The organism is Rhodococcus sp. NPDC127593, assembly GCF_042671975.1.
Lineage (GTDB): Bacteria > Actinomycetota > Actinomycetes > Mycobacteriales > Mycobacteriaceae > Rhodococcus_F.
Map to the genome: position 1 here is coordinate 100,782 of NZ_JBHXWI010000013.1, position 24,013 is coordinate 124,794.

Here is a 24,013-nt window from a genome sequence, read left to right on the forward strand (position 1 = left end):
TATCAGCTCTTCTGCCCTGCTGCGCGCAGCTGCTCCGCGGTGGCCTCGAGGAGTTCGTTCCAGGACACCTCGAACTTGTCGACGCCCTCGACCTCGAGGACCTTGAACACGTCGGCGAGATCGATGCCGACGGCACTGAGCTTGTCGAACACCTCCTGCGCCTCGACCGCGGTGCCGGACACGGTGTCGCCGGCGACCTCACCGTGATCGGCGAACGCGTCGAGAGTCTTCTCGGGCATCGTGTTCACGGTGTTCGGAGCCACCAGTTCGGCGACGTACAGAGTGTCGGGGTAGTCGGGGTTCTTGACTCCCGTCGACGCCCAGAGCGCGCGCTGCGGGCGCGCACCGCTCGGCAGCAGACCCTGGAACCGCGGCTGCACCTCGAAGACCTGCTGGTACGCGCCGTACGCGAGACGGGCGTTGGCGAGAGCCGCCTTGCCGCGCAGCTCCAGCGCCTCGGGGGTGCCGATCTTGTCGAGCCGCTTGTCGATCTCGGTGTCGACGCGGGAGACGAAGAACGAGGCTACCGAGTGGATGCGGGACAGGTCGTGACCGGCCGCCTTCGCGGCCTCGAGGCCGTCCAGGTAGGCGCCCATGACGAGTTCGTAGCGTTCCACGGAGAAGATCAGCGTGACGTTGACGCTGATGCCCTCGCCGAGCACCTTGGCGATGGCCGGGATGCCCGCCTCGGTGGCCGGGATCTTGATGAACAGGTTCGGGCGGTCGACGATCTTCCACAGTTCGACGGCCTGCGCGGCGGTCTTGTCGGCGTCGTGGGCGAGGCGCGGGTCGACCTCGATGGACACCCGGCCGTCGACGCCGTGGCTCGCCTCGAACTGCGGGGCGAGGACGTCGCATGCGGCGCGCACGTCGTCGGTGGTCACCGTGCGGATGGTGGCCTCGACGTCGGCACCGCGCTCGGCGAGCTCCCGGACCTGTGCGTCGTAGACGTGGCCCTTGCTGAGTGCGGCCTGGAAGATCGACGGGTTGGTGGTGACACCGACGATGCTCTTGGTCGCGATGAGCTCGGCGAGGTTGCCGGACTCGATGCGGTCACGGGAGAGGTCGTCGAGCCACACCGAGACGCCTGCTTCGGAGAGCTTCTGGAGGTTGGGGTTCTGAGTCATGGCGTTTTATCCCTTCACGCGTGCGAGCGAGCGCTGTGCGGCGGCGGTGACGGCTTCGGCGGTGAAGCCGAACTCGCGGAACAGGGTCTTGTAGTCGGCGGACGCGCCGAAGTGCTCGATGGAGACGATTTCGCCTGCGTCGCCGACGAAGCGGTACCAGGGCATCGAGATGCCGGCCTCGACGGAGACCCGCGCCTTGACCGTCGGGGGGAGGACGCTGTCACGGTAGGCCTGGTCCTGGGCGTCGAACCATTCGACGCAGGGCATGGACACGACCCGGGTGGGGATGCCGTCGGCCTCGAGGGTCTCACGGGCGGCGACGGCGAGCTGCAGCTCGGATCCGGTGCCGATGAGCACGACCTCCGGTGTCCCGGTGGAGGCGTCGGCGAGGACGTAGCCGCCGCGGGAGACACCCTCGTAGCTGGTGCCTTCAAGGACGGGCAGGTCCTGGCGGGTCAGGGCGAGGCCGGCGGGAGCGCGGGTGGCCTCGTCGGCGCCCTTCTCGAGGACGGCGCGCCAGGCGTGGGCGGTCTCGTTGGCGTCACCGGGCCGCACGACGTACAGGCCGGGGATCGCGCGCAGCGCGGCGAGGTGCTCGATCGGCTGGTGGGTGGGCCCGTCCTCGCCGAGTCCGATGGAGTCGTGCGTCCACACGTAGGTGACCGGGGTCTTCATGATCGCGGCGAGCCGAACGGCGGGACGCATGTAGTCGCTGAAGACGAGGAAGGTGCCGCCGTACGGGCGGGTCGGTCCGTGCAGCGCAATGCCGTTGAGGATCGAGCCCATGGCGTGCTCGCGGACCCCGAAGTGCAGGGTGCGGCCGTACGGCTGGGCCGTCCACATCCGGGTGGAGATGGTTTCGGGACCGAAGGAGTCGGCGCCCTTGATGGTGGTGTTGTTGCTCTCGGCGAGGTCGGCGGAGCCGCCCCACAGTTCGGGGAGCACCGGTCCGACGGCGTTGAGGACGGCGGCGGACGCCTTGCGGGTCGCGACGCCCTTGGGATCCGGCTCCCAGGTGGGGAGGACGTCGGCCCAGCCGGCGGGAAGGTCGCGGCCGATCAGACGGTCGAGCAGCTTCTTGCCCTCCGGGGCGCGCTGCGTCCACTCGTCGTACTGGGCCTGCCATTCCTTGTGTGCCTGCGCGCCGCGCTCGCCGACCTTGCGGGTGTGGGCGATGACCTCGTCGGCGACCTCGAACGTCTTGTCCGGATCGAAGCCGAGAGCCTTCTTCACGGCCGCGACCTCGTCGGCACCGAGGGCGGCGCCGTGCGCCGCGCCCGTGTTCATCTTGGTCGGTGCGGGGAAGCCGATGATCGTGCGGAGCAGGATCAGCGACGGCTTGTCGGTGACCTCGCGGGCCTTGTTCAGTGCCTCTTCGATGGCGACGACGTTCTCGCCACCCTCGACGATCTGCACGTGCCAGCCGTACGCCTCGTAGCGGGCGGCGGTGTCCTCGGACAGCGCGATGGCGGTGTCGTCCTCGATGGAGATCTCGTTGTCGTCGTAGATCAGCGTCAGGTTGCCGAGCTGCTGGACGCCGGCGATGGAGGAGGCTTCGGAGGTGACGCCTTCCTCGATGTCCCCGTCGGAGGCGATGACGTAGATGTGATGGTCGAACGGGCTGTCGCCGAGCGCGGGCTCGGGGTCGAAGAGGCCGCGTTCGCGGCGGGCGGCCATGGCCATGCCGACGGCGGAGGCGAGGCCCTGCCCGAGCGGCCCGGTGGTGATCTCGACACCGCGGGTGTGGCCGTGCTCGGGGTGGCCGGGGGTCTTCGAGCCCCAGGTGCGCAGCGCTTCAAGGTCTTCGAGTTCGAGCCCGTAGCCGGCGAGGTACAGCTGGATGTAGAGGGTGAGACTGGAGTGCCCGCAGGACAGGACGAACCGGTCGCGACCGATCCAGTCGGCGTCGGTGGGATCGTGCCGCATGACGCGCTGGAAGAGGGTGTAGGCGAGGGGGGCGAGGCTCATGGCCGTGCCGGGGTGGCCGTTACCCACCTTCTGCACCGCGTCCGCGGCGAGCACCCGGATGGTGTCGACGGCCTTGGTGTCCAGTTCGGTCCAGTCGGCGGGGTGAACCGGTTGCGTGAGAACGTGGATGTCGTCTGTGATCGACACGGGCAGAAGTCTCCTGACATGGGTGAACGTGGAGCCTGAGGATGCGTGGGCCTCTTGTGCGACTCCAGCCTAGTGTGCGGTCGTATCCGGGTCGATTCGGTTCGCGCATTACGGCGGTCTACCATCGTTTGTAGTAGATGGCCGGCCGTCGCGAAGGACTTCGGGAGCAGGCGCCGGCAATCGGATGTGGAATTACGCGTGGTGCGAGGAGAGAACGTGCGGACAGGGCATCAGCCGAGCGGACACGGCTTCGGCAGCCCCAGCCCCGCCCCCCGCGCGACCGACACCGGTACGGTGCTCGGTCGCGTCACGGGCAAGGTCCTGGCCTACATCGCATTGACCAAGCCGCGGGTGATCGAGCTGCTGCTGGTCGCCACCATCCCGGCGATGCTGCTGGCGGATCGCGGCAACGTCGACATTCTGCTGATCCTCAGCACACTGTTCGGCGGATGGATGGGCGCGGCGAGCGCGAACTCCCTCAACTGCGTCGTCGACGCCGACATCGACAAGGTCATGAAACGCACCGCCCGCCGGCCGCTGGCCCGCGACGCGGTGCCGACGTCCCACGCGTTCGTGTTCGGCATGACGCTCGGTGTCGCGTCGTTCCTCTGGCTGTGGTGGCGTACCAATCTCCTCGCCGGGTGCCTGGTCGTCCTGACCATCGCGTTCTACGTGCTCGTCTACACGATGGTGCTCAAGCGCCGGACCTGGCAGAACGTGGTCTGGGGCGGCGCCGCGGGCTGCATGCCCGTCATGGTCGGCTGGTCGGCGGTCACCGGGTCGCTGAGCTGGCAGCCCATCGTGCTGTTCCTGGTCATCTTCTTCTGGACGCCGCCGCACACGTGGGCCCTCGCCATGCGGTACAAGGAGGACTACAAGGCGGCCGGTGTCCCGATGCTGCCGGTGATCGCCACCGAGGAGCACGTCACCAAGCAGATCCTGCTGTACAGCTGGGCGATGGTGATCACGTCCCTCGTGCTCGTACCCGCCGCGGGGGTCGTCTACGCCGCCGTGACCCTCGTCGCCGGTGCCTGGTTCCTGCTCATGGCGCACCAGCTGTACCGCAGCGTCCGCGGCGGAGCGGCCGTGAAACCGCTCCGCCTGTTCCTGCAGTCCAACAATTATCTGGCCATCGTCTTCGTCGGTCTCGCCGTCGACTCGGTTCTGGGACTGCAGACCGTCGGCGGCCTGCTGAGCTGACCGTTCGCCTCAGGGCACCAGCACGATCGATCCCGTCGTCGCACGCGCCTCGAGGTCGCGGTGCGCGTCCTCGGCCCGCTCGAGCGGGTACTCCGCGCCCACCCGGACCGTCAGCGAACCGGCCGCCAAGGCGGAGAACACGTCCCCCGCCCGCCACGCCAGTTCCTCACGGTTGCGGATGTGGTGCGCGAGTGTGGGCCGGGTGAGGAACAGCGAACCGGCCGGGTTCAGCCGTTGCGGATCGAATGGCGGCACCGGGCCGCTCGCCGCGCCGAACAGCGCGACCGTCCCCCGGATTCGCACCGACGCGAGACTGGCCTCGAACGTGGACGCGCCGACACCGTCGTAGGCGGCGGCGACGCCCTCTCCGTCGGTCAACTCACGCACCCGGGCGGCGATGTCGTCGTCGTATCGCAGCACCTCGTGTGCGCCGGCGTCACGGGACAATTGCTCCTTGGCGTCGGAGGACACGGTGGTGATCACCCGCGCGCCCAGCGTGGTCGCCATCTGGGTCAGCAGCAGACCGACGCCGCCCGCTCCGGCGTGGACGAGGATGGTGTCGCCGGACTGGATCGGGTAGGTCGAGTGGGCCAGGTAGTGGGCCGTCATTCCCTGCAGCAGAGCGGACGCGGCCTGCGGGGCGGGCACGGAGTCGGGGACGGCGATCGCGACCGCCGCGGGCACGATCACCTTCTCGGCGTAACTGCCGGGGGCGGAGCACCAGGCCACCCGGTCGCCGGGAGCGATACCGGTCACGTCGCCGCCGACGGCCTCCACGACTCCGGAGCCCTCGTCTCCGGGAATGTAGGGCAGCGGCCGCGGGTACAGCCCCGTCCGGAAGTAGGTGTCGATGAAGTTGATGCCGATCGCGTCGGTGCGAACCAGAAGATCCCTCGATCCGATCCGGGGTTCGGGAACCTCTGCCGGTTCGAGGACGTCGGGACCACCGAGACGGGAAACCTGTATAGCGCGCATGGTTTCAGTTCTACACGGCGCGGGGCGCCGCACCGAGCCTGGCGGACACGACGCCACTACCGCCCAGTATTCTCGGGGTCATGAGTACCGACACCCATGCCGAACAGGCGCCCGCGAGCCCGGCGCCCTCGCTCCCGTCCCGCACGGTCGACGCGATCAAGAAGTTCGTGGCCGAGCACGGCGGTTCCGCCAGTGCCGTCATCCAGCCGATCGGACTCGCCGGCGTGCGCATCACGCTGGTCGGAGCCGACGGCATCCTCGGCGATCAGGTGGTCGAGGATCTCGCCACCGCGAACGCCGTCGTCGCGTCCTTGGACGACGTCACCGTCTCGGAGTGGGACCGCGCGATCACCAGCATCGTCACGCCCCGCAAGGGCCACTTCCAGAAGATGGCCGGCTGGGTCGCGCGGCAGACGCGCTTCCCGAAGGCCCGCAACGAGCGCTAGACGCTCGCGGTGTCGGGCTGCGTGACGTACTCGCGGGTGCGTCCCGCAGCCCACACCGCCGCGGTGGCGGCGGTGCACAGCCCGGCTCCCGCGACGTGGAATGCCACCAGGACCGCGGGAACGTCCGTGAAGAACTGGACGAGTCCGATCAGCGCCTGCGCCACCACCAGCGCGAGCAGAACCTGCACGCGGACCTTCACCGCGCGGGTGGCGCCCACGGCGTACAAGCCGAAGCACAGGCCGACCAGCAACGCCAGGTAGCCCACCAGCAGCTGGGCATGCAGGTGCACGAGCGTGACGATCTCCACCTCGAGGCGGGGAACGACGCGGTCGAGACTCTTGTCTCCCGCGTGCGGTCCGGCGCCCGTGACCAGCGTTCCGGCGGCGAGCACCCCGGCCAGCGCGACACCCGACAGCGCGGTGAGCCACCGCAGCGGGGCGGGAATCACGTCGATCGCCGGCGCGTCGTCGGGTTCGCGGATCTTCGCGTACATCACAGTCGCCAGCCACACCATCGCCATCGACGCGAGCAGGTGCACCGCCACCGTCCACCACAGCAATCCGGTGAGCACAGTGACACCGCCGATGACGGCCTGCACGACGGTGCCGAGGGGCATCATCCATGCGTAGACGAGGACCTCTTTCCTGCGGCGGGCGCGGGTGACCGCGAGGACGATCAGGGCCGCGGCCACGACGACGACGAACGTGAGCAACCGGTTGCCGAACTCGACCGTCTGGTGGATGACCGCGACCTCGCCGTGCCCGACCGGCACGAAGCTGCCGGGGAAGCACTGCGGCCAGGTGGGGCAGCCGAGGCCGGAGGCGGTGACCCGCACGACGGCTCCGGTGACGGCGATACCGCCCTGCGTGAGGATCACCGCGAACGCGATGACACGCTGCACGGTCAGCGACGGAAGGGGGAGACGGTCTACCAGGCTCAGAAACCCGCGATACAGCACGACGTCGATGGTAGAGGGCCGTCAACTACAGCGTGTCGTTGGGCTGGTGGCGGCGCGCTCGACTCCGTGCTACTCGCCGCGAATCCGCAGGATGCCGGTCGCCGTGCCCTGCCAGAAGTCCCCGGTGTCGGTGACGAGTCCGGACATCTGCAGGGTGTCGTTGACGGCGGTGCCGGGGAGCGGGCTGGTGTGCTCGACCGAGCCGTCCGCCGGATCGATCACCGCGAACGAGAAGCCGTCCAGGGGTGTGGTGACGTCGAACCCGTGACGGATCACGGTGTACAGCAGCCCGTCACCGGTCGAGAGATGGGGCACCGCCGCGCTGCGGACGTCGTTGCTCCACACCTGGTGGCAGCCGATCGGGTCGATGTCGACACGGGTCATGCCGCCGGTGAAGGGGGCGTTGGTCGGAACCGCCGGGCCCGCGCCGTCCGGAACGGCGGGATACGGGTAGCCGTACGTCCCGGCGACGTACACCGAATTGGCGATGCCGATCGGTGAGTTCTCGCTGCCGCCCGGGCGGCCGAGCACCGGAAGGGTGCAGATCTCGTCACCGGAATCGGCGCGGAAGACCCGAAGACTCACCTGCGGGTCGGCGTTGTCGACGATCGCGACGAAATCGCTGCCGGTCGACGGCCCGAAGTAGGTGGGGGTGGACCCGGTGCCGTGGCTGAGTTGCCCCGGCTTCCGGTCCGGACCGCGGTCGTAGTCACGCCGCCAGTCCACGCGCACCTCACCGTCGCGGAGCGTGAACTGGTACAGGGCGTGCGTCGTCGCGACCGCCGTGCCCGCGGGAGAGGTGGAGATGCTGTTCTGGACCTGTTCGCCGGCAGCCAGCGGCAGAGCGTGCGCGACACCGGCGCGATCCACGGCTCCGACGACGCCGCCACCCGTGGCGAACCAGACGTTGCCCTGCCAGTCCGGCGTCAGTCCGGTCACGTTGTCGCCCGGCGGAACACTGCCGGACAGGTCGACGTGCGAGTCGACGGTGATCCGCCAGCGGCCGTCGGGATCCGTCGAATGTCCGAGGCGCAGTAGCTGACGGTTTCCGTCCACCACGACCAGCCGGTTGCCGTTGTCGAGGAACGCGTATACACCGCCCAGGAGGCTGCCCTTCGCCAGCGCGAACGTGGCGAGCGAGCCGCCGAACGGGGCCGCGGGGGCGGCGGGGTCGATCAGGTGAACGGTCGGGACCTGGCCGGCCACGGACGTGCACAAGGCCACGACGAGCCGGTCGGAACCCTGCAGGAGGGTCGGGCACGCCGACACCAGCGGGTACGCGGACAGGGTGACCGGGCCGGTGCCGGGACCGGGCAGCGGAGTCACGTCGGTGGACCCCGCGTCGCCGTGCATCGTGGACGTGCCTGCGGGTCCGAGGAACGGGTTCGGTGCGGCGGGCGGTCCCCACTGCGGTGCAGCGTCCGCGGGCAGGGTGCCGCAGCCGAGGACGGCGAGCAGGACTGCCAGAACGGTGCCGACGGTGCGGGTGCGGCGGGCCGCTGTTCGGCGGGTCACGTGAATCGGAACGTCCGGGCCGCCAGGGCTCCCGCGGCCGCACCCCAGACGACGAGGACCACCACGCTGAGCAGGTCCACCGACCCCGACAGTGCGGCGTCCAGCGCGTGCGCAAGTGCACCGGACGGAATCAGCCGGGCCCCGGTGTGGAGGAGCCAGGGCAGGTCGCCGGTGGCGAACACCACGCTGCCGACGCCGACCATCACGAACCACAGGATGTTGGCCAGGGCGAGGACGATGTCGGCGCGGAGGGTGCCGCCGAGCAGCAGTCCCATCGCCGCGAACGTCACGGTGCCCAGGGCGATGATCACGGCGCCGAGGACGAGTCCCCACGCACTCGGACGCCAGCCGAGCGCCAGCCCGATCGAACCGAGGAGCACCGATTGCAGGGCGACGACGATGACCACGGCGGCGCTCTTCCCGGCGATGATTCCCCATGTCGGCAGGGGAGTGGCGCCGAGCCGCTTGAGGGCCCCGTACCGGCGGTCGAAGCCGACCGCGATGGCCTGGCCGGTGAACGCGGTGGACATGACCGCCACCATCATGACTGCGGGCACCACCTTGTCGACCCGCGACGTTCCGAGGTCGCCGATGGGCAGCAGACACAGGCCGATCAGAAGCGTGATCGGGATGAACATGGTCAGCAGCAGCTGTTCGCCGTTGCGTAGGAGCAGTTTGAGTTCGAGCGCGGTCTGCGCCCGCAACATGACCGCCGCGCCGCTCGGGCGGGGGTCGGGTGTGAACGTGCCCGGGGCGAAACGATTCTCCGTCAGACGGTCACTGGTGCTCATCGTCATCCCCTCAGTTCCCGGCCGGTGAGTTCGAGGAAGACGTCCTCGAGGCTGCGCTGGTCGACGCGGATGTCGCTGATCAGGGCGTCCAGATCGGCGCACCACGACGCGACCGAGGCGACCACCTTCGGATCGATCGGCCCTTCGACGAGGTAGGTGCCCGGTCCGGACTCGGCCACCCGGAAACCGTCTGGGAGGGCTCTCGCGAGGGGCTCGGTGTCCAGGCCGGCGGGTGCGCTGAGCCGCAGCTGCCCTTCGGCGCCGCGGCTGGTGACCTCGGCGGGCGTTCCCGCCGCGACGATCGACCCGTGATCGATGATGACGAGCCGGTCCGCGAGTTCCTCGGCCTCGTCCATCAGGTGCGTCGTCAGCAGCACACTGACGCCGTCGCGGCGCAGTGCGTCGATCAGCTCCCACACCAGCAGGCGGGCCTGGGCGTCGAGTCCGGCGGTGGGTTCGTCGAGGAAGACCAGTTCCGGCCTGCCGACCAGCGCGCAGGCCAGGGACAGGCGCTGCTGCTGCCCGCCCGACAGCCTGCGGTAGGGAGTGCGGCGGGAATCCTCGAGTCCGAGGCTGCGCAGCAACCAGTCGGGGTCGAGGGGGTCGGCCGAATAGGCCGCGACGAGGTCGAGCATCTCACCGGCGCGGGAACCGGGGTACGCGCCGCCGCCCTGCAGCATCACACCGATCCGGGCCCGGACGGCGCCGGCATCCGCGACCGGGTCGAGTCCGAGGACGCGGACGGTGCCGCTGTCCGGGCGGACGAAGCCCTCACACATTTCGACGGTGGTGGTCTTACCCGCGCCGTTGGGACCGAGCAACGCGACCACCTGTGCAGGTTCGACGGTGAGATCGAGTCCGTCGACGGCCCTCACACCGTCGAAGGTCTTCACCACGCCTTCCAGGCGTACAGCAGGTTGCGCCGATCCGGGCGTTCGCGAGGTCACGGGGAATCAGCGTAAGCCTTGGCCTGGTGTGACCCGGCCGGTGCCCCGGCTTTCCGCGTCGGCGTCGTCCCGGGGTGGATCCTGCGGGTCCGGCACGGTCGGCTGCTGCTCCGAACCGACCCGCCAGGGCAGCCGGTTGCGGGTGATCACGATCAGCGTTCCGGCCGTGAAGATGGTGGCGATGGCGGCCTGCACGATGACGAAGGGCTGGTACTCGCCGCCGTTAGGCATCAGGATGACGCTGACGATGGACGAGAAGACGATGGCGGGGACGCGGAAGGCGGGTGCCGTGGCCCAGGCCGCGAGCGGCAGGACCGCCCACAGCAGATACCAGGGCTGCACCACGGGGAAGAGGAGGACGACCGCGCCGAGGGACAGTCCCAGCGCGCCGACCGCGTGGATGCGGCCGACGAGCGTGGCGACGAGCATCCGCAGCGTGATGAACGCCGCAGCGACGGCCGCGATCGGCCGGGTCAGGCTCAGCACCGCCGTCGTGTGATCGCCGAGGCCCAGCAGGACCCCGGCCAGTCCGGTGCCCAGCCCGAGCAGCGTGGGGATGGACATCCAGCTGCGGACCGCGTTCGCGGTGCCGAGAGTGTGCACCCAGCCGATGCCGAGGCCGCTGGACGTGCTGATGACCAGGGTGACCGCCAGGGCTACCCCGCCGAGCAGGGCGGCCGCGGTGAGCACCGCTTTCGGGGTTCCGCCCCATCTCCGGGCCAGCGCCATCCCGACGAATCCCAGCGCGAGGAGCGAGGGGATCTTGATCGTCGACGACAGCGCGATGAGTGCCGCGCCGGACAGCAGCAGGAGTAGGGACTGCCCGCGGATCGGCCCCGACCGTTCGACGGCCCGCAGCGCCAGCTCGATTCCGGCCAGCATGAGGCCGAGCATCAGGGCCTCGTTGTGAATTCCCGCGACCAGGTGGAACAGCAGCAGGGGGTTGGCGGCGCCCAGCCACAGTGCGCTGACGTCGGCGACGCCGCAGCGCCGGGCCAGCCGGGGGAGCGCCCACACGATCATTGCCACACCGGCGAGGGCCAGGAGCCGGTGCAGGAAGATCCCCGCGACGATGTTCTCGCCGGTCAGCCAGCTGATCCCGCGCCCCATCCAGAGGAACAGTGGACCGTACGGCGCCGGCGTGTCGCGCCAGATCGTCGGCACGGTCCGGGTCAGCACGTGATCGACGCCGAGCGCACCCGCGGGACCGATGGCGTAGGGATCGAGCCCGCGGGCCGCGATCTCGCTCTGCGCGAGGTACGAGTACACGTCCTTGCTGAACATCGGCGGCGCGACGGACAGCGGGATGATCCACAGCAGCAGGGTGCGGTCGAGCTGGGACCGGTTGAGCCGTCGCACGGCCCCGGAGTGCAGACTGCCGATCGCGAAGCGTCCGAGGAGGAGCCACGCGAGCACGATCATCACGGTGCCGGTCATGGTGAGCGTCAACGCGACGCTGGGGATCCGGGCGGGCAGACCGATGACGCGGAGACCCTGGACAGGGTTCTGCAGTACGGGCTGGGCGCCGGCGCCCAGTGCGCCCACCGCCATCAGAACGGCTCCGGTCGCGCCGAACCGGCGGATTCCGCGGAGCTGCGCGGTCTCCTGCTCGTTCAGGCCCGCGGTTTCCGGCTCGTCGCCGTGCAACGCGGCCGCCACCGAGGGGCGCGGGGAGCGGCCGTCGATGCCCAGCGCCCGCCGAGCGAGCTCGGCCGGATGTCGAAGAGCGGCGCGAGCCGTGAAGGTCGGCTCCGCGCGGGTCGGCTCCGGGTTCTCGGGGGTCTGCGGCACACAGGCAGCGTAGCGGTGCGCCGAACACAGCCGGTTCGGCCAGTATTCCCGGGCCCGGGCAGCACATAATCACAGGTGTAAGGCAGGGCACCCTTAGTAGACCTGGGATTCGAATTCCGTCACACTGGTGTTGTGAAAACGGAGACGACACCACGTGCAACGAAGGAAAGCGCAGTTCACGCGCCTTCCTCGGCGGCGCCTGTCGGAACCGCGTCACCCGTCGCCGTCGGCCACGAAGGCCACACCCGAGCTGCCGTCGTGAAACTCCTCCTCGAGGAGGGGCCGATCACGGCGTCGGAAATCGGAACCCGCCTCGGTCTGAGTGCCGCCGGTGTCCGCCGTCACCTCGACGCGCTCCTGGAATCCGGTGAGGCGCGTGAGGCGTCCTCCGTCGCCGTGCGTCACCGCGGACGGGGACGGCCCGCCAAATACTTCCAGATCACCGCCAAGGGCCGCGGCAGGCTCGGCCACGCGTACGACGACCTCGCCGGCGCGGCCATGCGTCAACTGCGGGAGGTCGGGGGAGACGCCGCGATCACCGACTTCGCTCGTCGCCGAGTCCAGGCAATCGTCGGAAACGTGACCCCGGCAGCCGAGCAGAGTGCCGAGGGCCTCGAAACCACCGCCGACGCCATCGCCGACGCATTCACCACCGCAGGATTCGCGGCATCGACGCGCCCGGTCGGCAACGGCGTACAGATCTGCCAGCACCACTGCCCGGTCTCACACGTGGCCGAGGAGTTCCCGGAACTGTGCGAAGCCGAGCAGGAAGCGTTCGCCCAACTGCTCGGCACCCACGTCCAGCGGCTCGCGACCATCGCGAACGGTGACTGCGCATGCACCACCCACGTTCCACTCGTCCCGCCATCCGGTCCCAAATAACAACGCTTTCCCGATAGATCCCCTAGTCAGCAACCTGTTTTCCACCGGCGACCAGCCCTCGCCGGTCTCGTAACAAGACTCCGGAAGGAGCTCGCATGACCGTCACATCAGACCAGGTGACATCCACTGCGTCGGCCAACGCCGAGCCGCTCACGCAGGAAGAGACCATCGCGTCACTCGGGCATTACGGGTACGGCTGGTCCGATTCCGACGAGGCCGGTGCCAGTGCGCAGCGCGGTCTGTCCGAAGACGTCGTGCGCGACATCTCGGCGAAGAAGAGCGAGCCGGACTGGATGCTCGACATCCGCCTGCGCGCGTTGAAGACCTTCGACAAGAAGCCGATGCCGAACTGGGGATCGAACCTCGAGGGCATCGACTTCGACAACATCAAGTACTTCGTGCGCTCGAGCGAGAAGCAGGCCGAGAGCTGGGAAGACCTGCCCGAGGACATCAAGAACACGTACGACAGGCTGGGCATCCCCGAGGCCGAGAAGCAGCGCCTCGTCGCCGGTGTCGCGGCTCAGTACGAGTCCGAGGTGGTGTACCACTCGATCCGTGAGGACCTCGAGGCGCAGGGCGTGATCTTCCTCGACACCGACACGGGCCTCAAGCAGCATCCCGAGCTGTTCCGGGAGTACTTCGGCACGGTCATCCCGGCCGGCGACAACAAGTTCTCCGCGCTGAACACCGCGGTGTGGTCGGGTGGCTCGTTCATCTACGTCCCGCCGGGCGTGCACGTCGACATCCCGCTGCAGGCCTATTTCCGCATCAACACGGAGAACATGGGCCAGTTCGAGCGGACCCTGATCATCGTCGACGAGGGCGCCTCGGTGCACTATGTCGAGGGCTGCACGGCGCCGATCTACAAGTCGGACTCCCTGCACTCCGCGGTCGTCGAGATCATCGTGAAGAAGGGCGGCCACTGCCGTTACACGACCATCCAGAACTGGTCGAACAACGTCTACAACCTGGTCACCAAGCGCACCAAGGTCGAGGCCGGCGGATCCATGGAGTGGATCGACGGCAACATCGGGTCGAAGGTCACCATGAAGTACCCGGCCGTCTGGATGATGGGCGAGCACGCTCGCGGCGAGGTTCTCTCCGTGGCATTCGCCGGTGAGGGACAGCACCAGGACACCGGTGCCAAGATGCTGCATCTCGCGCCGTACACGTCGTCGACCATCATCAGCAAGTCGGTGGCGCGTGGCGGTGGACGCGCGTCCTACCGCGGTCTCGTCCAGGTCAACAAGGGTGCTCACGGTTCCAAGTCGACGGTCAAGTGTGACGCTCTGCTGGTCGATCAGATCAGCCGCTCGGACACCTACCCGTACGTCGACATCCGCGAGGACGACGTGACCATGGGCCACGAGGCCACCGTCTCGAAGGTGAGCGACGACCAGCTGTTCTACCTGATGAGCCGCGGGCTCACCGAAGACGAGGCCATGGCCACGGTCGTGCGCGGCTTCGTCGAGCCGATCGCCAAGGAACTCCCGATGGAGTACGCCCTGGAACTGAACCGCCTGATCGAACTGCAGATGGAAGGGGCGGTGGGTTAGTGACCACGCCAGAAACTGGTGTCCAGAATCTCGGAGTCGCGGGAGCCGTCGCAGGCGAGAATCCGCGGATAGCGCGGACCGCCACCGGCTCGCCGATCGCCAACAAGGGTGAGGTCTTCACCTCGTTCGACGTCAACGCCTTCGAGATCCCGGGTGGTCGTGACGAGGTCTGGCGGTTCACACCGCTGCGCCGCCTCCGCGGACTGCACGACGGAACGGCCGTCGCGAACGGCACGGTCACCGTCGACGTCTCCGGTCCGGACTCCGTCCGGGTCGAGACCGTCGGGCGTGACGACGACCGGCTGGGCAAGGCCGGCGTTCCCGCCGACCGGGTGGCCGCGCAGGCCTACTCGGGTTTCGAGACGGCCACCGTCGTGACCGTCGGTCGTGAGGTCGAGGTCGCGGAAACGATCAACATCACGGTCACCGGCCCGGGTGAGGGCAAGGTCGCCTTCGGGCACCTGCAGATCCGGCTCGAAGCCTTCGCGAAGGCGACCGTCGTCATCGACCAGCGCGGCAGCGGCACGTTCGCCGAGAACGTCGAGTTCGTACTCGGCGACAGCGCCCGACTCACCGTGGTCGCCGTCCAGGACTGGGCGGACGACGCCGTACACGTCGCGTCGCATCACGCGCGGCTGGGCCGTGACGCGGTGCTGCGGCACAACGCGATCAGCCTCGGCGGCGACCTCGTCCGCCTGTCCGCGACCGTCAAGTACGACGGCCCGGGCGGCGACGCCGAACTGCTGGGCTTGTACTTCGCCGACGCCGGACAGCACTTCGAGCAGCGACTGCTCGTGGATCACTCGCAGCCGCACTGCAAGTCCAACGTTGTCTACAAGGGCGCCCTGCAGGGTGATCCGAATTCGGGAAAGCCCGACGCCCACACCGTCTGGATCGGCGACGTGCTGATCCGCGCCGCGGCCGAAGGCACCGACACGTTCGAGCTGAACCGCAACCTCGTCCTCACGGACGGTGCCCGCGCGGACTCGGTGCCGAACCTGGAGATCGAGACGGGTGAGATCGTGGGTGCCGGCCACGCCAGCGCCACGGGTCGATTCGACGACGAGCAGTTGTTCTACCTGCGCGCCCGCGGAATTCCCGAAGACGCGGCACGGCGACTCGTCGTGCGCGGGTTCTTCCACGAGATCATCAACAAGATCGCCGTCGCCGAGATTCGCGAGCGCCTCGAGGCAGCTGTCGAGACCGAACTCGCCGCAGTCGGCGTGTGACCCGCGCCGCCGGACCATTACTCCCCATTTCTTCGAAGGATCACAATGTCTACCCCTGACGCTTCCACCCCCGAAACCTCGGTCCTGGAAATCAAGGACCTGCACGTCGACGTCGCGAACACCGACGAGAACGCCGAACCGATCAACATCCTCAAGGGTGTGAACCTGACGGTTCGTTCCGGCGAGACCCACGCGATCATGGGCCCCAACGGGTCCGGCAAGTCGACGCTGTCGTACGCCATCGCGGGTCACCCCAAGTACCAGATCACCTCGGGCTCCATCACTCTCAACGGTGAGGACGTCCTCGAGATGAGCGTCGACGAGCGCGCCCGTGCGGGACTGTTCCTCGCGATGCAGTACCCCGTCGAGGTCCCCGGCGTCTCCATGTCCAACTTCCTGCGCACCGCGGCCACCGCAGTCCGTGGCGAGGCCCCGAAGCTTCGCCACTGGGTGAAGGAAGTCAAGGAAGCGCTGACCGAGCTGGACATCGACCCCTCGTTCGGCGAGCGCAGCGTCAACGAAGGTTTCTCCGGCGGTGAGAAGAAGCGTCACGAGATCCTGCAGCTCGGTCTCCTGAAGCCGAAGATCGCGATCCTCGACGAGACCGACTCCGGTCTCGACGTCGACGCCCTGCGCGTCGTCTCCGAGGGTGTGAACCGCTACAAGGAGCGCCAGCACGGCGGAATCCTGCTGATCACGCACTACACGCGCATCCTCCGGTACATCAAGCCGGAATACGTCCACGTGTTCGTCGGCGGTCGTGTCGTGGAGTCGGGCGGACCGGAACTGGCCGACGAGCTCGAGGCGAACGGTTACGAGCGCTTCACCCAGGCTGCAGCAACGCAAGGAGCATAAACGCAGATGACCACCTCGGTGCGCGTATTCGACGTCACCCGGATCCGGCAGGACTTCCCGATCCTGGCGCGTACGGTCCGCGACGGAAAACCGCTGGTGTACCTCGATTCGGGCGCGACGTCACAGCGCCCGAACCAGGTGCTCGATGCCGAGAGGGAGTTCCTCACCACCTGTAACGCGGCCGTGCACCGAGGCGCTCACCAGCTCGCCGAAGAGGCCACGGACGCATACGAGAACGCGCGTGCGGCGATCGCGGCGTTCGTCGGGGCCGACAGCGACGAACTCGTGTTCACCAAGAACGCGACAGAGTCACTGAACCTCGTCACCCACGTCCTCGGCGACGACCGGTTCGAGCGGCACCTCGGCCCCGGTGACGAGATCGTCATCACCGAACTCGAGCATCACGCCAATCTCGTGCCGTGGCAGGAACTCGCGCGCAGCACCGGTGCGACGTTGCGCTGGTACGGCGTCACCGACGACGGCCGGATCGACCTCGATTCGCTCGAGCTGACCGACGCCGTCAAGGTCGTGGCGTTCACCCACCAGTCCAACGTGACCGGAGCGGTGGCACCCGTCGAGGAGTTGGTGCGTCGCGCCCGCGCGGTCGGCGCGCTGGTGGTACTCGACGCATGCCAGTCCGTCCCGCACATGGCGGTCGACTTCCACGCCCTCGGTGTGGACTACGCGGCCTTCTCGGGGCACAAGATGCTCGGCCCGTCCGGCGTGGGTGTCCTGTACGGGCGCCGCGAACTGCTCAACGCGATGCCCCCGTTCATCACCGGTGGCTCGATGATCGAGACCGTCACGATGGAACGCACCACCTACGCGCCGCCCCCGCAGCGGTTCGAGGCCGGCGTTCCGATGACGTCCCAGGTTGTCGGGCTCGGTGCCGCGGTCCGGTATCTCGAGGAGATCGGGATGGACGCGGTCGCGGCGCACGAACACACCCTGGTGGAGGCGGCACTGGCAGCGCTCGGCGCCATCGACGGCGTGCGCATCATCGGACCCACGACCGCCGAGGACCGTGGCGGGGCCGTGTCGTTCGTGGTCGATGGAATCCACGCCCACGATCTCGGTCAGATCCTGGACGACGAGGGGGTCGCCATCCGCGTCGGCCACCACTGCGCCTGGCCCCTGCACCGTCGCTTCGGTGTCGCGGCCACGGCGAGGGCGTCGTTCGCGCTGTACAACACGCTCGACGAGGTCGATGCTCTCGCGGCAGCGGTGCGGCGTGCACAGGAGTTCTTCGGGGAGGTTCCTGCATGAGAATGGAACAGATGTACCAGGAAGTGATCCTGGACCACTACAAGCATCCCCACGGCCGCGGCCTGCGCGAACCGTTCGGCGCCGAAGTCCACCACGTCAATCCCACGTGCGGTGACGAAGTGACGCTGCGCGTGCAGCTCGCCGACGACGGCACCGTGGTGGATGTGTCGTACGACGGCCAGGGCTGCTCCATCAGCCAGGCGTCGACGTCGGTGCTCACCGATCAGGTGGTGGGTATGCCCGTCGAGCAGGCCCTGCAGACCGTTGCCGCATTCAACGAGATGGTCAGCAGCCGCGGTACCGTCGAGGGGGACGAGGACGTCCTCGGGGACGGCATCGCCTTCGTCGGCGTCTCGAAGTACCCGGCGCGTGTGAAATGCGCGCTGCTGGGTTGGATGGCATTCAAGGACGCGGTTGTTCAAATAGTGGACGACCGGGTCGTGGACGAACAGGATTCGGCCGTTCCGACAGCAGACGGCGAACCAGCTCGAATCGGAGGACAGGCATCATGAGCGAGACGCAGACGCCGGAGGCGGACGCCACGGCCGTACCCGCGCAGGCGACGGCCGACCAGGGCGGCGAGACCGCCACCGCCGCGTCGGGTGTTATTACCGACCCGAAACGCCTCGAGGAGCTCGAGGAGGCTATGCGCGACGTCGTCGACCCCGAACTCGGCATCAATGTCGTCGACCTCGGCCTCGTGTACGGGATCACGGAGGAAGAGGATGTCGTGACCCTCGACATGACGCTCACGTCGGCAGCCTGCCCGCTGACGGACGTCATCGAGGACCAGTCACGGGGCGCGCTCGTGCGTAGCGGTCTGTGCAACGAACTGAAGATCAACTGGGTGTGGCTCCCGCCGTGGGGCCCCGACAAGATCACCGAGGACGGCCGCGAGCAGTTGCGCGCGCTCGGTTTCACGGTCTGACCACCCACCACTGCTGACACGGAGGGGCTCGGCGAGAATCGTCTCGCCGAGCCCCTCCGTGTCGGTTCAGGCGCGCTTGCGTTCCGAGGTGGACGACTTGGAGGTGGCCTTCTTCGCCGCGGTTTTGGCCGGGGCCTTCTTCGCAGGCTTCTTCTCGGCGGGTGCGGCCTTCTTCCCGGCGGCGTCGACGCTGCGCTGCAGTGCGGCCACGAGATCGACCACTTCGGCGTCCTCGCCGCTCTTCTCGACCTCGGCGACGGGGATAACCTTCTTGCCGCCGGACTCGATCATCTCGTCGAGCAGTTCACGCAACTGCACCTGGTAGTCGTCGGTGAATTCGGTGGGGTCGAAGTCGTCGGCCATGCTGTCGACGAGCGTTTCGGCCATCGCGAGTTCCTTCGCCTTCGGCTTGTCGACGCCGTCGAGTGAGGAGAACTCGGCGGCGCGTACCTCGTCCGGCCACAGCAGCGTCTGGATCACCAGCACCCCGTCGCGTGAACGCATCGCGGCCAGTCGGGTGCGCTGCCGGAGGGTGAAGTGGACGAGAGCTGTGCGGTCGCTGTTCTCGAGGGCTGTCGCGAGTAGGACATATGCCTTCGGAGAGCTGGAATCCGGTTCGAGGAAGTAACTCTTCTCGAACAGAATGGGGTCGATTTGTTCGGTCGGCACGAACTGCAGAACAGGAATCTCGTGTTTCTCGGCGGCGGGTAACTTCCCGAAATCGTCGTCCGTCAACACCACGCGGACGCCGTCGTCGGAGTCGTAGGCCTTGTCGATATCGGCGTATTGGACGACATTGCCGCATTCGGTGCACACGCGGTTGTATTTGATCCGGCCGCCGTCCTTGGCATGGACCTGGTGAAACTTGATGTCGTGATCCTCGGTTGCCGAATAGACCTTGACCGGCACGTTCACGAGTCCGAACGCTATCGAGCCCTTCCATATCGACCGCATGCGTTCCATGATGGTCTCCTTTTCGCGTTCGCGCGACAGTTCATCGAACTTCCCGGCGAAGCGTCGAACGGAGAATCACACTGCGGATATCGCCGGAGGACGCCCGAAACATCCGCCCCATTGCCGACAGGGTTCCGCGCGGATTCGAGCGCTCGGACAGATATGACGCCTGGAGTTGCGGCGGCAGATCGAAGAAATGCTCGAAGAATTCGGGGACGTGTGCTGCATCCAGATTCAGGAGGACGCGGAGGCCGACCGATCGCAGCGACGCGACGGTGCGGGCCTTCCACGGCCACAGACGTGCGTTCGAACCGTCACGAAGATCGCGGGCCAGAACATCTGCGCACAGGAGTGATGCTGCGACGCTGTAGCCCGTTCCCGGGTGCATCAACCCGGCGCGGGCTCCGAAGCGCACCTGATCCGAGCTGTGGGCACGACCGGCCTCGGGTGGTGGCTCGACGGCGAATCGGACTCTCTCGACGTCCGAATGGGACGGTACGGTGACGCCCCGCTGTCGGAGTCGGTCGTGGAGTCTTGTGGCGAGTTCCGAGATCAGGAGTGGGGGGCGACCGACGAGGCAGGTCTCCTCGAGCAGGAACCGGTCCTGCGCGAGCGGGACCCCGTAGAGGAACGACGGCGCGTCCGAGGGTGATGTTCCGTTGTCGCGGCGCCAGTCCATGAACACCGCGTCCTCGCCCGCAAGCGCCTGTGCGGCCGTGTCGGGGTCCACCACGACGCCGTATGCCGTCTGCTGGGCGAGGTCGGGGCTGTCGCCGGTGCCGCGAGCATCGACGACGACGTGCGCCTTCAGCGTCGAGCCGTCGTCCAGTTGGACGGAAGTGGGGGAGAGGTTGACGGCTCTACCTGCGAGAACAGTTCCGCAATCGCTGCCGAGTATTGATTGCAGTGTTGTTGTATTCAAAACACAATACGTGCGATCAATGGTGTGGCGACGTGTCGTCCAGGCTGTCGGGCGAGGAGTTCTCGTCACGACGGCGTCCCGAGGGAGCCAGCCGGGGAGTTCGTCTTCCCATGCCGCGTAAGTCGCGGTCCACGATCTGCGGGGGAGCGGGTCGACCGAGACGACTGTCGAACCGAGAGCCGTGGCCCGGTGGGCGAGGGCGCGTCCGGCCGGCCCGAGGCCCACGATCGCAACATCCCAGATCGCTGGACGAGGAGAAGCTGTCACGCCGCCAGCCTGTCACGGCAGCCGTGTTCTCGGCTGGAACGAGTCTCCATTCCGATATCGGACACGGACGGAACAGCATAATTTCCTGAACTCCCGCGGTCCGGTCCGGACGTCCCGGGGCAGTGGGGGTTCACCATCAACAGTCGCGGTCCCCATGAACTCGGCACGGCGAGCCCAGACCCGCGGGGCGGTGAGGGGAGCGGGGCGCCGCCGTCGGGCCGGCCTGCTGCAGGGGAGCGCGAGAGTTGGCCGAGAGGCAGTTGCACGGGGTGGGGAACCCGAAGGCGCGACATCTCGAAGGGGTGCCGGCCCGGCTTCCAAGTCCACCAGGTCGCCTGACGATGTAGTGAGTCGGCCCGGGACGGAACTGCATAGTTGCCCGAATCATCACCGTGGTTATTACTCGCTACATCCAACGGACGTCACCACAATTGCCCACCTCACGACCACATCCCTCACGATCCATAAAGCATCTGCGAAGGCCCCGGAGGCTTCGTGCGGGTCGGATACGGCGGCGAACGTTAGCGGGATCACTGGCAGACGTGTTCCGAGTCGCCGGCGGTCGGGTAAAATTGCTGGTTCGTGTGTTCTTTGTGCAGTTTTTCTCATTCAATGCGAGCGTCATTTTCCTAGGAGTCTTGTTGATCACCGCTACCGACCTGGAAGTTCGAGCTGGAGTGCGGACGTTGCTGTCCGCACCCGGGCCGGCTTTGCGGGTACAACCCGGCGACCGCATCGGGCTGGTCGGCCGTAACGGTGCCGGCAAGACGACCACCCTCCGCATCCTCGCGGGGGAGGGGGAGGCATACGCGGGTGCCGTGGTGCGCACCGGCGATCTGGGGTACCTCCCGCAGGACCCGAAGGAAGGCGACCTCGACGTCCTCGCGAAGGACCGAGTGTTGTCCGCGCGCGGACTCGACTCGCTGCTGCGGGACATGGAGAAGCAGCAGATCCTGATGTCGGAGGTCGTCGACGACGCCGAGCGCGACAAGGCCGTGCGCAAGTACGGCAATCTCGAGGACCGCTTCTCCGCCCTCGGCGGGTATGAGGCCGAGAGCGAAGCGGCACGCATCTGCAACAGCCTCGGCCTTGCCGACCGCATCCTCGGTCAGCAGCTGCACACCCTGTCGGGTGGTCAGCGCCGCCGTGTCGAACTGGCGCGGATCCTGTTCGCCGCGTCGGACGGTAGCGGCGGACGGTCGGACACGACCCTTCTGCTCGACGAGCCCACCAACCACCTCGACGCCGACTCGATCACCTGGCTGCGCGGATTTCTGCAGAGCCACGAGGGTGGCCTGATCGTGATCAGCCACGACGTCGATCTGCTCAACGACGTCGTGAACCGGGTCTGGTTCCTCGACGCCGTGCGCGGCGAGGCCGACGTGTACAACATGCGCTGGAAGAAGTACCTCGACGCCCGTGCGACCGACGAGCAGCGTCGCCGCCGTGAGCGCGCCAATGCGGAGAAGAAGGCCGGTGCGCTGCGCGTTCAGGCCGCGAAGCTCGGTGCGAAGGCCACCAAGGCGGTGGCGGCACAGAACATGGCGAAGCGCGCCGACAAGCTGATGTCGGACCTCGACGCGGAACGTGTGTCCGACAAGGTGGCCCGGATCCGGTTCCCCGAGCCGGCCGCGTGCGGCAAGACTCCGCTGATGGCGGAGAACCTGACCAAGGTTTACGGTTCGCTCGAGATCTTCACCGGAGTGGACCTCGCGATCGACCGTGGGTCACGCGTCGTCGTGCTCGGTCTCAACGGTGCCGGTAAGACGACGCTGCTGCGCATTCTCGGCGGAGTCGAGACGCCGGACGCGGGCGGGCTCGTCCCCGGTCACGGCCTGAAGATCGGCTACTTCGCGCAGGAGCACGACACCCTCGACGACAACGCGTCGGTGTGGGAGAACATTCGCCACGCGGCGCCGGACACGGGGGAGCAGGAGCTGCGTTCGCTGCTCGGTGCGTTCATGTTCACCGGCCCGCAGCTCGAGCAGCCCGCAGGCACCCTGTCCGGTGGTGAGAAGACGCGCCTCGCACTGGCGGGTCTCGTATCGTCCGCGGCGAACGTGCTGCTGCTCGACGAGCCGACGAACAACCTCGACCCCGTCTCCCGCGAGCAGGTGCTGGACGCGCTCCGCAGCTACACCGGGGCCGTCGTGCTGGTGACGCACGACCCGGGCGCGGCCGAGGCACTCGACCCGGAACGGGTCATTCTCCTGCCCGACGGCACGGAGGACCACTGGTCGCAGGACTACCTGGAGCTGATCCAGCTCGCCTGAGCACTGCGCGTAGATATCGCCGTCGCGGGGCTCTACCGTGGAAACCACCGTCGCTCGCCGACTGGAGGAGTTCATGGCTGACATCGGGGTCTTCGCCAAGAGCGCTCGGATCACGGGACCGTCGCGCGCCGATCTACAGGCGGAGCTGAAGGAGCGCTACCAGGCCGGGGCGAGTATTCGCTCCCTTGCCCGGGAAATGGGGAGATCGTACGGATTCGTCCGCAACATCCTCGCAGAGTCCGAGGTGGAGCTCCGCGGACGAGGCGGAGCTCACCGTCGCAAGACCTGACCGGTGTCGGTGGGGGAGTGCGGTGTCAGTCGCGGCGTCGGACGGATTCCTCGACGAGGTCGAGGACGGCCGACAGGTTGTCGCTGGCATGCCCGGAGGCGATGCGCGCGACGAGGCCGTCGAGAACCAGGTCCAGATAGCCGATCAGGACGTCGGTCGGGACGTCGTCGCGGAGGCGGCCCGCGGACTTCTGCCGCGCGAGGCGCGCCATGGTCGCCTCGGTGAGTTCCGCCGACCGTTGTGACCAGCTTCTGCGGAAGTCGGGATCATTCCGCAGCCGTCGAGCGATCTCGAGCCGGGTTCCCAGCCAGTCGAACTGTTCGGGCTGGGCGAGCATGTCCCGCATCACCTGGACGAGGCCCTCGTGGGCGACCACGTCGGCCATCCTGGTCGCGTCCTCGTGGGCGAGCGCCAGGAACAAGCCGTCCTTGTCCTTGAAGTGATGGAAGATCGCCCCGCGTGACAGTCCGGTCACTTCTTCGAGCCGGCGGACGGTGGCACCGTCGTAGCCGTATTCGGCAAAGCAACGGCGGGCGCCGTCCAGGATCTGACTGCGCCGTGCCGCGAGATGGTCTTCACTGACCTTGGGCAAAGTGCCTCCTTCGTCGGCCTGTGAGTGTTTCCGGACCTCGGCAGGTGAAGTCACCGAATGCACGAAGCGCGCACGACCACCTCGATCGGGACAGCGGAGCTCCCCTGAAACTGGTCGTGCGCGCTTCGTGCCTG

General features: G+C 67.9%; 22 protein-coding genes. 11 read left to right on the plus strand and 11 right to left on the minus strand.

Annotated features, from left to right (window positions below; all coding sequences use genetic code 11):
• Nucleotides 1–2: 2 nt before the first annotated feature.
• Both tal and tkt read right to left on the minus strand, forming a co-directional pair.
• Nucleotides 3–1,127 carry a transaldolase gene (tal, locus tag ACFVJ3_RS14530; RefSeq protein WP_378452675.1) on the minus strand — a complete coding sequence of 375 codons (1,125 nt, stop codon included), beginning with the start codon at nt 1,125–1,127 and terminating at the stop codon, nt 3–5.
• 6 nt (nt 1,128–1,133) lie between these two features.
• The gene (gene tkt / locus ACFVJ3_RS14535; RefSeq protein WP_378452676.1) at nt 1,134–3,242 is read right to left on the minus strand and encodes a transketolase; all 2,109 of its coding nucleotides are present in this window, start codon (nt 3,240–3,242) and stop codon (nt 1,134–1,136) included.
• 216 nt (nt 3,243–3,458) lie between these two features.
• Between tkt and ACFVJ3_RS14540 the strand changes: the two genes are divergently transcribed.
• Nucleotides 3,459–4,442, plus strand: coding sequence for a heme o synthase (locus ACFVJ3_RS14540; protein WP_378452677.1), 984 nt, complete (start codon nt 3,459–3,461; stop codon nt 4,440–4,442).
• A 9-nt stretch (nt 4,443–4,451) separates the two neighbouring features.
• Here ACFVJ3_RS14540 and ACFVJ3_RS14545 read toward each other — a convergent pair whose 3' ends face one another.
• A complete protein-coding gene (locus ACFVJ3_RS14545; RefSeq protein WP_378452678.1) occupies nt 4,452–5,417 on the minus strand; it encodes a quinone oxidoreductase family protein in 966 nt (321 codons plus the stop codon).
• An 80-nt stretch (nt 5,418–5,497) separates the two neighbouring features.
• Here ACFVJ3_RS14545 and ACFVJ3_RS14550 point away from each other — a divergent pair, with 80 nt between their 5' ends.
• The gene (locus tag ACFVJ3_RS14550; RefSeq protein WP_378452679.1) at nt 5,498–5,863 is read left to right on the plus strand and encodes a hypothetical protein; all 366 of its coding nucleotides are present in this window, start codon (nt 5,498–5,500) and stop codon (nt 5,861–5,863) included.
• On the opposite strand, the gene ACFVJ3_RS14555 is transcribed toward ACFVJ3_RS14550, so the two are convergent.
• From ACFVJ3_RS14555 to mptB, 5 genes are all read right to left on the minus strand, one after another.
• Entirely contained in the window at nt 5,860–6,822 is a 963-nt protein-coding gene (locus ACFVJ3_RS14555) for a heme A synthase (RefSeq protein ID WP_378452680.1), read from the minus strand. The genes ACFVJ3_RS14550 and ACFVJ3_RS14555 overlap by 4 nt on opposite strands.
• A gap of 69 nt (nt 6,823–6,891) precedes the next feature.
• Nucleotides 6,892–8,337 (minus strand): hypothetical protein, encoded by a 1,446-nt coding sequence (locus ACFVJ3_RS14560; RefSeq protein WP_378452681.1) that lies wholly within the window; start codon nt 8,335–8,337, stop codon nt 6,892–6,894.
• On the minus strand, nt 8,334–9,134 hold the full coding sequence (locus ACFVJ3_RS14565; RefSeq protein WP_037237788.1) for an ABC transporter permease: 801 nt from the start codon (nt 9,132–9,134) through the stop codon (nt 8,334–8,336). The genes ACFVJ3_RS14560 and ACFVJ3_RS14565 overlap by 4 nt, the downstream gene beginning before the upstream one ends.
• Nucleotides 9,131–10,075, minus strand: coding sequence for an ABC transporter ATP-binding protein (locus tag ACFVJ3_RS14570; protein WP_037203409.1), 945 nt, complete (start codon nt 10,073–10,075; stop codon nt 9,131–9,133). The genes ACFVJ3_RS14565 and ACFVJ3_RS14570 overlap by 4 nt, the downstream gene beginning before the upstream one ends.
• A gap of 6 nt (nt 10,076–10,081) precedes the next feature.
• Nucleotides 10,082–11,866: a polyprenol phosphomannose-dependent alpha 1,6 mannosyltransferase MptB gene (gene mptB, locus ACFVJ3_RS14575; protein WP_378452682.1), complete on the minus strand. Its 1,785-nt coding sequence runs from the start codon at nt 11,864–11,866 to the stop codon at nt 10,082–10,084.
• A gap of 132 nt (nt 11,867–11,998) precedes the next feature.
• Here mptB and ACFVJ3_RS14580 point away from each other — a divergent pair, with 132 nt between their 5' ends.
• The 7 genes from ACFVJ3_RS14580 (at nt 11,999) to ACFVJ3_RS14610 (ending at nt 18,582) form a co-directional block, all read left to right on the plus strand.
• Complete coding sequence (locus tag ACFVJ3_RS14580; RefSeq protein ID WP_378452683.1) at nt 11,999–12,748, plus strand: helix-turn-helix transcriptional regulator; 750 nt, start codon at nt 11,999–12,001, stop codon at nt 12,746–12,748.
• Nucleotides 12,749–12,843: 95 nt separating this feature from the next.
• Nucleotides 12,844–14,304, plus strand: a complete 1,461-nt coding sequence (gene sufB, locus ACFVJ3_RS14585) for a Fe-S cluster assembly protein SufB (RefSeq protein WP_073369838.1) — start codon at nt 12,844–12,846, stop codon at nt 14,302–14,304.
• The gene (gene sufD, locus ACFVJ3_RS14590) at nt 14,304–15,533 is read left to right on the plus strand and encodes a Fe-S cluster assembly protein SufD (RefSeq protein WP_378452684.1); all 1,230 of its coding nucleotides are present in this window, start codon (nt 14,304–14,306) and stop codon (nt 15,531–15,533) included. The genes sufB and sufD overlap by 1 nt, the downstream gene beginning before the upstream one ends.
• A gap of 45 nt (nt 15,534–15,578) precedes the next feature.
• Nucleotides 15,579–16,388, plus strand: coding sequence for a Fe-S cluster assembly ATPase SufC (gene sufC, locus ACFVJ3_RS14595; protein WP_015890658.1), 810 nt, complete (start codon nt 15,579–15,581; stop codon nt 16,386–16,388).
• Nucleotides 16,389–16,394: 6 nt separating this feature from the next.
• On the plus strand, nt 16,395–17,654 hold the full coding sequence (locus ACFVJ3_RS14600) for a cysteine desulfurase (protein ID WP_378452685.1): 1,260 nt from the start codon (nt 16,395–16,397) through the stop codon (nt 17,652–17,654).
• A complete protein-coding gene (gene sufU / locus ACFVJ3_RS14605; RefSeq protein ID WP_072942076.1) occupies nt 17,651–18,166 on the plus strand; it encodes a Fe-S cluster assembly sulfur transfer protein SufU in 516 nt (171 codons plus the stop codon). Before ACFVJ3_RS14600 ends, sufU begins: the two co-directional genes overlap by 4 nt.
• Nucleotides 18,163–18,582: a metal-sulfur cluster assembly factor gene (locus tag ACFVJ3_RS14610; RefSeq protein ID WP_378452686.1), complete on the plus strand. Its 420-nt coding sequence runs from the start codon at nt 18,163–18,165 to the stop codon at nt 18,580–18,582. The genes sufU and ACFVJ3_RS14610 overlap by 4 nt, the downstream gene beginning before the upstream one ends.
• A gap of 66 nt (nt 18,583–18,648) precedes the next feature.
• On the opposite strand, the gene ACFVJ3_RS14615 is transcribed toward ACFVJ3_RS14610, so the two are convergent.
• Complete coding sequence (locus ACFVJ3_RS14615; RefSeq protein ID WP_378452687.1) at nt 18,649–19,545, minus strand: Ku protein; 897 nt, start codon at nt 19,543–19,545, stop codon at nt 18,649–18,651.
• A 31-nt stretch (nt 19,546–19,576) separates the two neighbouring features.
• Nucleotides 19,577–20,725, minus strand: coding sequence for a lycopene cyclase family protein (locus tag ACFVJ3_RS14620; RefSeq protein WP_378452688.1), 1,149 nt, complete (start codon nt 20,723–20,725; stop codon nt 19,577–19,579).
• 641 nt (nt 20,726–21,366) lie between these two features.
• Between ACFVJ3_RS14620 and ACFVJ3_RS14625 the strand changes: the two genes are divergently transcribed.
• Both ACFVJ3_RS14625 and ACFVJ3_RS14630 read left to right on the plus strand, forming a co-directional pair.
• Nucleotides 21,367–22,998, plus strand: a complete 1,632-nt coding sequence (locus ACFVJ3_RS14625) for an ABC-F family ATP-binding cassette domain-containing protein (protein WP_378452689.1) — start codon at nt 21,367–21,369, stop codon at nt 22,996–22,998.
• 73 nt (nt 22,999–23,071) lie between these two features.
• On the plus strand, nt 23,072–23,287 hold the full coding sequence (locus ACFVJ3_RS14630; RefSeq protein WP_005255033.1) for a helix-turn-helix domain-containing protein: 216 nt from the start codon (nt 23,072–23,074) through the stop codon (nt 23,285–23,287).
• A gap of 25 nt (nt 23,288–23,312) precedes the next feature.
• Here the strand turns inward: ACFVJ3_RS14630 and ACFVJ3_RS14635 are convergent, their stop codons facing one another.
• The gene (locus ACFVJ3_RS14635; RefSeq protein WP_378452690.1) at nt 23,313–23,879 is read right to left on the minus strand and encodes a TetR/AcrR family transcriptional regulator; all 567 of its coding nucleotides are present in this window, start codon (nt 23,877–23,879) and stop codon (nt 23,313–23,315) included.
• Nucleotides 23,880–24,013: the final 134 nt, after the last annotated feature.